The sequence below is a fragment of the Alicyclobacillus acidiphilus NBRC 100859 genome (genome assembly GCF_001544355.1).
Classification (GTDB): Bacteria; Bacillota; Bacilli; order Alicyclobacillales; family Alicyclobacillaceae; genus Alicyclobacillus; species Alicyclobacillus acidiphilus.
The window spans coordinates 1-9,065 of record NZ_BCQI01000093.1; the positions used below are offsets into that span (position 1 = coordinate 1).

Here is a 9,065-nt window from a genome sequence, read left to right on the forward strand (position 1 = left end):
TATGTAAATGACTTTACCGCTGAGCCGGTGAATGTGTATGCTGAAGTGGGAACAACTCCATACTCTTCGAGTTCTACTTCGTATGCTAGTGCTTCCCTCGGATACACGGATCCAAATGCTTCGACATCTGTAACCTTGGGTAGCATTGCGGTATATCCGTTCGCATCCTCGCTGTCGGCAGCACCAGGAACCTCGGCACCCACGAGCATATCTGGTATTCCGAGCACCATGGCTGCGTACTTCGAGCCGGTCGATACAAGTGGTAACTTGTTGTCTGGATCGAGCCTTGCTCAGACCTTCACATTGGCTGCAACCAATGGTGCTACGATTGGGCTTGAGGTGACGGACGGCAGCGGTAACTTGCAGCCTGTTACGTTGCCGAACACCATTAATGCGGATTCCAACTTGGTGTTGGAAGTCAAGAGCGACGGAAGCAACTACGACTGGTACGCAAACGGTCTGGAGATTGCTACTGGTTCCAAGAACACGGAGTTTGCAGTAACGTTGGGCGCTGGTAGCAGTAATCCTGCAAGCTCGACGTTGACCGTTACCTCAGGTGGGGCTACGGCGACCGCAGGCTTCACGTTCAGTGGTTCTACGGCGGTGAAGGTTACCAACTTCGCACCAGTATTCTCTAACATTGGGGCTGCTGGCACCGCGACAACGGTGACGTTCACAGCTGAAGATGGCAGTGGGGATCCTGTTGCGAACCAACTCGTGAAGGTTGCCCTTCCGGCTCCGTCTGTGTCAACGGAGGGTGTTTGGATTACCGGCATTGACGGAACCCAGCTTTCTGAGGCCATTGGCAACAACGGGGCAACTGTGTACACACCGATTCCACTGGGTAACGATGAAACGGTGAACTATTCTGTAGGTATTCCGAACCTCGTTACTTGGGGTAATGGGGAAAACTACATTGATGTGTACACCAATGCAAGCGGTCAAGCGAGCATTACCTTCCAAAACGGTGATGTGCTCTACGCTAAGGGTGATGGTTCGACGACGACGCCATATGCCAACACGGTTGATACGAACTCCGTATCGAGCGGCAACCTGTTCGCATTCACGCCCAGTGCAGCCGCGAACGAGGGTGTTCTGGAGTTCGTCTATGGAGCTACCAGTGCAACCGCAACCTTCACGGCTAGCGGTAGCGCAACACCAACCGCTTCGCAAACTGGTCAAATTCAATTCTAAGTTTGTCGGTTATCCAAGAGCCCGGGCGTGTGTCCGGGCTCTTGTTATTTCGGCAGGCTAATGTGCCGGTGCTAACATGTGACAATAGATAACGCTCTAACAGTGGTGAGTTGGCTATACCGCACAAACTGGGTATGTCACCAGTTTAGCCATCCACGGCCGATTATGGGCTATTCAAATAGCACGTCCTAGTGGTCGTCGTCTCGATCGCCTACGTGATCTAGAAGAATATCCCACTAAGTTCCTTTCCTGTATTTATATCTAACAAGGTGTTCGTCACACTTTACCACGGAGTACTACAGTACAGCATATAGGTTGAACTGATGCTGCGGTGAGGATGGATCGGTAGGTACGCAGAGAAAGGATATCGAATAACACGCCTAGAAGATACACATCGGGGCACCTACCTAGCCGCTCTTTACTCGATGAATAAGGGGATGACAAGTTAAGTGAGAAATCCTTCAAAGTCGCTGCTCACCGCTGCCGCGACTCTTTCGCTTTTTGGACCAACCATATTCGCCTCTTCAACAAATGTCTCAGTCAACCAATGGTTCAAGATGAATGTCAATGTGAACGGTCAAACTGTGAGTACACCGTACGGGATCGCTGAAAATGACGGTTCTTCTACGACGACATATCTGTCACTGTATTACATTGATCAGGCGTTGCAAAAACTTGACTATACCGCGACCTGGGATGGCACCAACAAAACATGGTCAATCACCACGAACACATCGCCAGACTTCTCGTCCATGACGGTCGGAACCGGGAATACGAGCATCGAGGTTAACGGTACCGTCGTAAAGAAGGTCAATACCATTGTTCAGCCAGACCCCCAAACGAAGAGTCAGACGACCTACGTCCCGATTTTTTACGTAGGTGAGGTACTCCAAGACCTTGGCGTCACGGAAACGTGGGATGGCACCGCGCATGTCTGGTCTATCTCAAACGAAGACTCCTCCAGCGGAACAACGACTCAGAGCGTCAAGATCCCAAAGGCGCAAGTTGAATCGAGCAACGGTAGTTCCAATATTGCAGTCACAGGAACAACGCCGAACGCGGTGTTAACGTTGTATACAAGCGCGGGTACCCGCGTCCTTTCAACAAGCGCGGATGCAAACGGCGACGGAACGTTCTACAATGTGCCAGCCGGTTCTTACTATGTGACCGCCTCCGTTGGAAATGTCGAAAGCGCCAAGTCAAATTCCGTGAAGGTCGATGCTTCGTCTACTGTACAGACCACACCCAGCATCTTCGCGAGTGAAAGCAACGGAGTATGGTATATCGAAGTGAACAACACGGCACCAGGGGCTACCGTCACCTTGTATGACATTGCGGGGAAGAAACTCGGATCGACGACCTCGAATAGTTACGGGCACGTCACTGTGAATGATGTAGGGGCGGGAACGTATTATGTGATTGCCACAGAGAACGGACAGAGTTATCAGTCCAACGCCATCACAATCGACCCTGCCTCAAGTGCTTCCCTCAGCACACCCACCGCAACCGTGGTTCAAACATCGGCAGAGGTGGACATCAGCGTCAGTAACGCAGTGCCAAACGCAACAGTGACCTTGTATACCTCTGCCGGAACAGTACAGGCTACAGCGACAAGCAGTTCCTCCGGCTATGCGACATTTACGAACGTACCTGCTGGAAAATATTACGCAGTTCAGACTTGGAACGGCGAGACTAGCGGCAATTCCAATACGGTCACGGTTACAGTAACAACACCGGCAACACCAAGCATTGCGACAACAAGCCAGAATGGTGTTGCCTCAATCACCGCCAGCAACCTGAGCCCGAATGCCGTCGTAACACTTTACGCCTCAACCGGGACGGTCTACAGCACCGCGACTGCAGGTGCAAATGGGACAGCGATATTCTCGAATGTTGCGAACGGGACATACTATGTGAAACAGACTGTGAACGGACAGCAAAGTGCATCTTCAAACGAGGTCACCGTCAACACGTCATTAGCCGCGCCTGTTGCGAGCGCACAAGTTTTGAACGGCTCATGGACTATTACAGTCTCGTCCGTACAGGCAAACGCTATTGTCACGTTGTACACCGCAGCAGGGGTAGTTGAAGGTACCTCAGTCGCGAATGCAAATGGCTCCGCGACCTTTTCGAACGTTTCTCCAGGCGCGTACTACGCAAAACAGACTGCCAACAACACACAAAGTGCTGCGTCGAATCAAGTTACTATCGCGGGAGTGGTTTCTCCGACCGTCAGTCTTGTACAGGGGAACGGAGTAGGAACAATCACCGTTCAGGGTCTAACTCCAAATGAAGTGGTTAATCTCTATATGTCGTCTGGAACACTTTACGCCACGAACGTGGCCTCGACGACATCGCTTGTCTTTCAAAATGTACCGCCAGGAACATACTACGCGGAGTCTGTTCAGGGCTCGACTCAAAGTCCTCCGTCCAATGAAGTAACTGTGTCCAGTGGGCCAGGTACTTCTACACTGTTGCCCCCGACTCTGATGGTATCTGGTTCAACGATCACGGCTGCCAATGTTCCAAACGGGATGATTGTGACACTCTACCGAAGCGGAGGTACGGTATATGCGACTTCCTCCGGCACGGCATCAAATGAGGTGACGTTTAGCAATGTGCCATCCGGCAGCTACTATGCTGTGAATTCGATAAACAGTTCACAAAGCGGAAGTTCCAACGTGGTAACCGTGGGTGCAACCCAATTACAAAAGCCGGTGGTGGCAGCCGTCGGTTTGAATGGGACTTGGGGCATAAATGTAACCAACTTGACGGCCGGCGCAACGGTAACCCTACTCACATCAACTGGGACGATAGTGAAGGAGCAAACTGCGGGAAGTGACGGAACAACAACCTTCTCGAATGTACCCGTTGGCACGTACTACGTCATTCAATCATTGAACGGCACGGAAAGTCAGGAGTCCGATTCTATCTACGTATAACGGGCAATACAAAGAAACCCAAGCACAGGGTTGCATAACCCTGTGCTTGGGTTCAATCACTTTCAAATAATTATTCGTCGAAAATACGTTTAGGTTCCCAACGCCTTCCTCGCCGCCACCACTAGATGATACGACGACTGTACGTCACTGTGTGATTTCACGAAGGCCGCAACGCCAGGACTGTCACTCGACATCATAGCGATGAGCGTTGCTGTATCCTTGGTATGCTGATCCGTGCTGTCTTCTTCCGTTGCAGCAAGCGACCCCGCCGCCGTAAACCCAAGCACATACTCAGACGCCGCCACGGAAACCACGCTGAAGCCATCCAACGTATACGGCACGGCTGGCGGCAAGTAGGACGGCAGTTTGCTGACGTTCACCTGGTAGGCCTGAGATGCTTGATACAGCTCGATCACGCTCATGAACGCCTTGTGTGCAGCCGCAGGATTATGCGGAGCAATCTGCAATCCGTAGACCGTTCCGGCAGTCAACGCTAGCGACATATTCGTCGGCCAGTAGGGCGCATTCTTTGCGGCCAACTGAGCTTGTTCGAATGCCAGCGAATAATTGCCCAATTGATAGGCAATTTGCGCGTAATCCGCAGCTATCGAGGATGAGTACGGATCGAGGCGCTCAGCCGAACGAATCCAATCTTCCGCCTGCTGCTGACTTTCCGTCGATGTGGACGAATGCAGCAGAGCCAATGCGGCATTTGCAAGGTAGTTTCCATCGTACGGCGCGAAATGATACGCAGTACGGAAGCTCTTTTCGGCGGTTGACGGCGATTGCTGGCTCGCGTTTCTCGTTACCTCGTTTGCAATCAAGCCTCCAACACTCACGAGGGCAGTTGCGATGCTAAAGATGCCGATGACGGAAGGCATGAATCTCCGCGAAAAACCATTCCTGATCCAGCTCCAGCGGACGATCCCGCCTTCACTCGCAGCCGCGCCAGCACCCATGAAGAACAGCATGAGCAGGTACTCAAACGACATGTCCCAGTCCATTAGGCTGTGGCAAAAGAGCATGAACCCAGCGGCCACAAACGCGAAGCGCAACGGTTGCGGATTCTCCAACTGTTTCCGACTGGGCCACACCACCTGACGCAGCATCGGCCAAATCAGGCCAATCATGCATACCGCGCCAAGGATGCCGACTTCAATCAGCGTGTCGATCCCGAACGAGTGAGATTTATTGCTGTAATATGGATACGATTGAACACGCATGTACATGGCCTGCCATGCACCTGCGCCGCTCCCCGTCACGGGATTCCGAGAAAAAATGTGCAAGCCATCGCCCCAGAAAATAAAACGCTGGGAAACGCTCAGTTGCTTCGACGTGTACGAGGCGATTTTTTGCGCAATCGCTTGATGCTTTACCGCAGATCCAACAATCGCTCCGAGAATGCCAATGCCAATCAGAACCCACAATCCATTCCGCGCATTGATCTTTTCGAGAAAACTGGACGTATATCGACGAACGGCAGCAATGACAAAGGGCAGCACGACGGCAAGAACCATCCCGGCCCAGCCGGAGGTCGCATGGTGGGACGTGATCGCGTGGTGAATCAGCTCGTACCCAGCCAGTCCACCAATTGCCGAAATATAGCTGTCGCCAAGGAATCGATTGCGCGAATCTTTCGATCCGCAGGCGGCATCACGCATGCCAATCGCGGCAAGGATCATTAAAACGCCCCAAATGGCTAGAACACCACGCGATTCACTGGCGAGAATCGATGCGATATTGAGCCCGGCAATCGAAAGGCCAATTCCACGAATCCACCAAGCGAGTCGGGAACGAGCGGACCAAACGAGAATGCCAATGGCCAGACTGGCTGCAAACACGCCAAACGCGTTGTGATATTGAAATACTGACGCAATCTCAATTTGGCCTTGCGAGGTAGATTCCGTTGCCGATGGGTACTTTAATTGCCCCCAGCCATTCGCGATACCGATGACATCGACCACGACAGATGCAATTGCGAATCCGCCGCCGCTCCAACCGCCAATCAGTCTGCGCACAGGATTCATTCGAAAGGCGAAATAAGGCAGAAGCAAAGCAAAATAGTTCAGTGCGCCTTCCATAGCGAGATCCATGGATGCTGCGTAAAATAGAGCTATGACGTAGAGGAAAACGAGGCCCAGCATGGCAATATCGCCGATTCGGGTTGAATCTTCGCCCGTAGCCCAAGTGCGGAAAGGTTTGGAGAAGACAAATAGTCCGGAAAGGGACGCCAATATGACGGCGAGAGTCAGATCCAAAGTGAACTGGCCGCCAGGGAAAAACACGCCGTTGGACAAGAATGGGAGTATAGCTAGTCCAATGCAGATAACAAATCCAATCGTAAGCCCGAAGCCACGAGCAATAGGTTTGGTTGCCACGGGAAACCTCCAGTACACGGAATATGCAAACAACTCCATTCTACCATGGATTGTTCGACAAGAAACGAGAAACTGCCATAATCATGCAGTGTTTGGCTGGGCCATATGGTAAAATTTCATGAGATGCTTTTTGCGTCAAGTGCTTATCCAAGTCGATGGAACTAGGACATTGAATCTTTAGTCAGGTTAATGATATTGGCTCTACCTGAAAAAATTAGACCTTTTGCGACACTTTTCGATAGAGTATAGTCGGAATTGTTGACGATTTGGCGGGGGGAGATATCGTGTTTCGAACGTATCAGGTGTTTTGGAACCGGTTATTCCAATTGATTGACGCCATCATCGTCGTGGGCAGTTTTCTGTTGGCGTGGTACCTTAAGTTTCACTCGGGGCTCCTGCCCTACGGTGGGCACTTAACGATAGGACACTATTTGCCGGAGATCATTTTGGCCATCCCGCTGTTCTTAGTTTCTAATTTTTTTGCGGGCTTATACAGACCGATGAGAGCCAGAACGTTCTGGCAGGAAACGTTGGCTATTTCCCGAAGCGTCATCGTTGGCCTGCTGCTGTTCATGAGTTTCCTGTACGTGACTCATGCAGGGGAATTTTCCCGCGCGGTTCTAGTCTTGTTCGCCATTTGTTTCGCAGTGTTTACATTTTTTAGTCATTTAGGCATTCGTCATAGTCTGAGAGCCATGCGAACTAGGGGGATGAATCGCAAATTCATTCTTGTGGTTGGACTAACACCCGCTATTCATCGGTTTATAGACAGCTTGGAACAATACCCGTGGTTGGGATATCACATTATTGGGGCGTTGGCCGAACAACCCACTAAAGAGGAGCCGATTTCAGTCCTCGGTTCGATCGATGATCTAGAGAAGGTACTCAGCGGTGAATTGGTTGATCACGTCGTGATATCTCTGCCGAGAACCTTAGATGGAAAAATCCCACGTATTGTGTCAATATGCGAGTCGTTTGGTATTCAGTCACTTATTGTCCCAGACTACTTCGACGTGTTACCAGCAAACCCGCGATTCGAATCGTTCGCTGGTATGCCGTTGATCGATACTCGTTATGTACCACTTGACGACGCTCTCAACGCAACGTTGAAACGTGGCTTCGACATCGTATGTAGTTTGACCGTATTACTGCTCTTGTCGCCCTTGTACGCTGCTATTTACATGATGGTCAAGCTGTCGTCGCCGGGTCCGGCCATCTATAAACAAACGCGGGTTGGCAAAAATCGTCGTCTGTTTACGATGTACAAATTCAGGACGATGGAATATCGACCAGATATATCACCGGAGGAAGATACGGAGTGGACTGTACCGAATGATCCAAGAAGGACACGTCTGGGCTCTTTTCTTCGGAAGACGAGCCTAGATGAGTTGCCTCAATTTTGGAATGTTCTCAAGGGTGACATGAGTGTCATCGGACCACGCCCCGAGCGGCCCCAGTTTGTCGAGAGCTTCAAGGACTCCATACCGCGATACATGGTCAAGCACCGTGTTCGTCCCGGAATTACCGGCTGGGCACAGGTTAATGGGTGGCGTGGTGATACCTCCATCGAGGAAAGGATTCGGTGTGACATCGACTACATCGAGAATTGGTCGTTTGGAATGGACATGCGAATATTCGTGAAGACATTACGAGACGGGATCGGACATGAAAATGCCTACTGACCAGCGGAGAGATAGGCCCAAGGTACAGGTTCAGATCGTGACGTACAACAGCGCAGATTCAATCGAGGCGTGTATTTGTAGTGTGCTTTCACAAACTCTCGCCATTGATTCAATTCTGGTCATTGATAACAATTCCAAGGACGAGACAGTCCTTTTGGTTCGCGAGTTCCCGGGCGTAACCGTCATCTGTTGCCCGGTTAATCTAGGTTATGCGGGAGGTCATAATATAGGGTTCGCCAGGGCCGCTGGCTCAGGCGTAGATTACGTTGTCACACTGAATCCTGACGTCCGCATGGAACGAGGCTATCTCGAGTGTCTTGTCGATAAAATGCTTAGCACAAATCTAGGGGGCATAACAGGAAAGCTGGTACGTCCGTGCGGAGTGTTGGACAGTGCAGGTCTAGAGATGCAGGGTTTGTTTCACGTTCGGGATCGCGGATCTGAGCAGCCTGATGGGCCGAGATACGCAGTATCGGAAGGCGTCTGGGGCATTTGTGGCGCCGCCGCGATGTACCGCATGGCTATGCTCGAGACGATAAGGTTGCCTAACGGCATGTTTTTGGATGAATCATTCTTTGTGTACAAAGAAGACGTCGACCTTTGTTGGCGTGCTCGGCACCGAGGATGGAATTTCCAATATGAACCGACCGCAGTTGCCACGCATCGACGAACGTGGTCTAGGCATTCGAGAATGGCCGACAGGGTCGTTGCTCACTCATACGCGAATCAGGTTGCGTTACTTCTGCGCCACGTGGATGCTTTTTCGCTAGAACTCTTTGCTGCTGTCGCTGTGGAGCTAGTAAGGTTCTTTCTGTTGATGATAAGACGGCCGAAGGCTGGATTCCAGTCCCTGAGGCTCATCACAAAGA

6 protein-coding genes are annotated in these 9,065 nt (G+C 51.3%); 4 read left to right on the forward strand and 2 right to left on the reverse strand.

The window, feature by feature from the left end; all coding sequences use genetic code 11:
* Positions 1–230: hypothetical protein (locus tag AAC01S_RS19795; RefSeq protein WP_217997860.1), on the reverse strand; the 230-nt coding region annotated here is incomplete at its 3' end.
* Between AAC01S_RS19795 and AAC01S_RS19630 the strand changes: the two genes are divergently transcribed.
* Both AAC01S_RS19630 and AAC01S_RS17340 read left to right on the forward strand, forming a co-directional pair.
* Entirely contained in the window at positions 229–1,194 is a 966-nt protein-coding gene (locus AAC01S_RS19630; RefSeq protein WP_067625441.1) for a hypothetical protein, read from the forward strand. The genes AAC01S_RS19795 and AAC01S_RS19630 overlap by 2 nt on opposite strands.
* Before the next feature lie 449 nt (positions 1,195–1,643).
* Entirely contained in the window at positions 1,644–4,136 is a 2,493-nt protein-coding gene (locus AAC01S_RS17340; RefSeq protein ID WP_067625443.1) for a SpaA isopeptide-forming pilin-related protein, read from the forward strand.
* 89 nt (positions 4,137–4,225) lie between these two features.
* On the opposite strand, the gene AAC01S_RS17345 is transcribed toward AAC01S_RS17340, so the two are convergent.
* The gene (locus tag AAC01S_RS17345) at positions 4,226–6,514 is read right to left on the reverse strand and encodes an O-antigen ligase family protein (protein ID WP_245630275.1); all 2,289 of its coding nucleotides are present in this window, start codon (positions 6,512–6,514) and stop codon (positions 4,226–4,228) included.
* 284 nt (positions 6,515–6,798) lie between these two features.
* Between AAC01S_RS17345 and AAC01S_RS17350 the strand changes: the two genes are divergently transcribed.
* Together AAC01S_RS17350 and AAC01S_RS17355 are read left to right on the forward strand one after the other, a co-directional pair.
* On the forward strand, positions 6,799–8,196 hold the full coding sequence (locus AAC01S_RS17350; protein WP_067625447.1) for an undecaprenyl-phosphate glucose phosphotransferase: 1,398 nt from the start codon (positions 6,799–6,801) through the stop codon (positions 8,194–8,196).
* The coding region (locus tag AAC01S_RS17355) for a glycosyltransferase family 2 protein (RefSeq protein ID WP_067625449.1) at positions 8,180–9,065 on the forward strand (886 nt) is incomplete at its 3' end. The genes AAC01S_RS17350 and AAC01S_RS17355, both read left to right, overlap by 17 nt.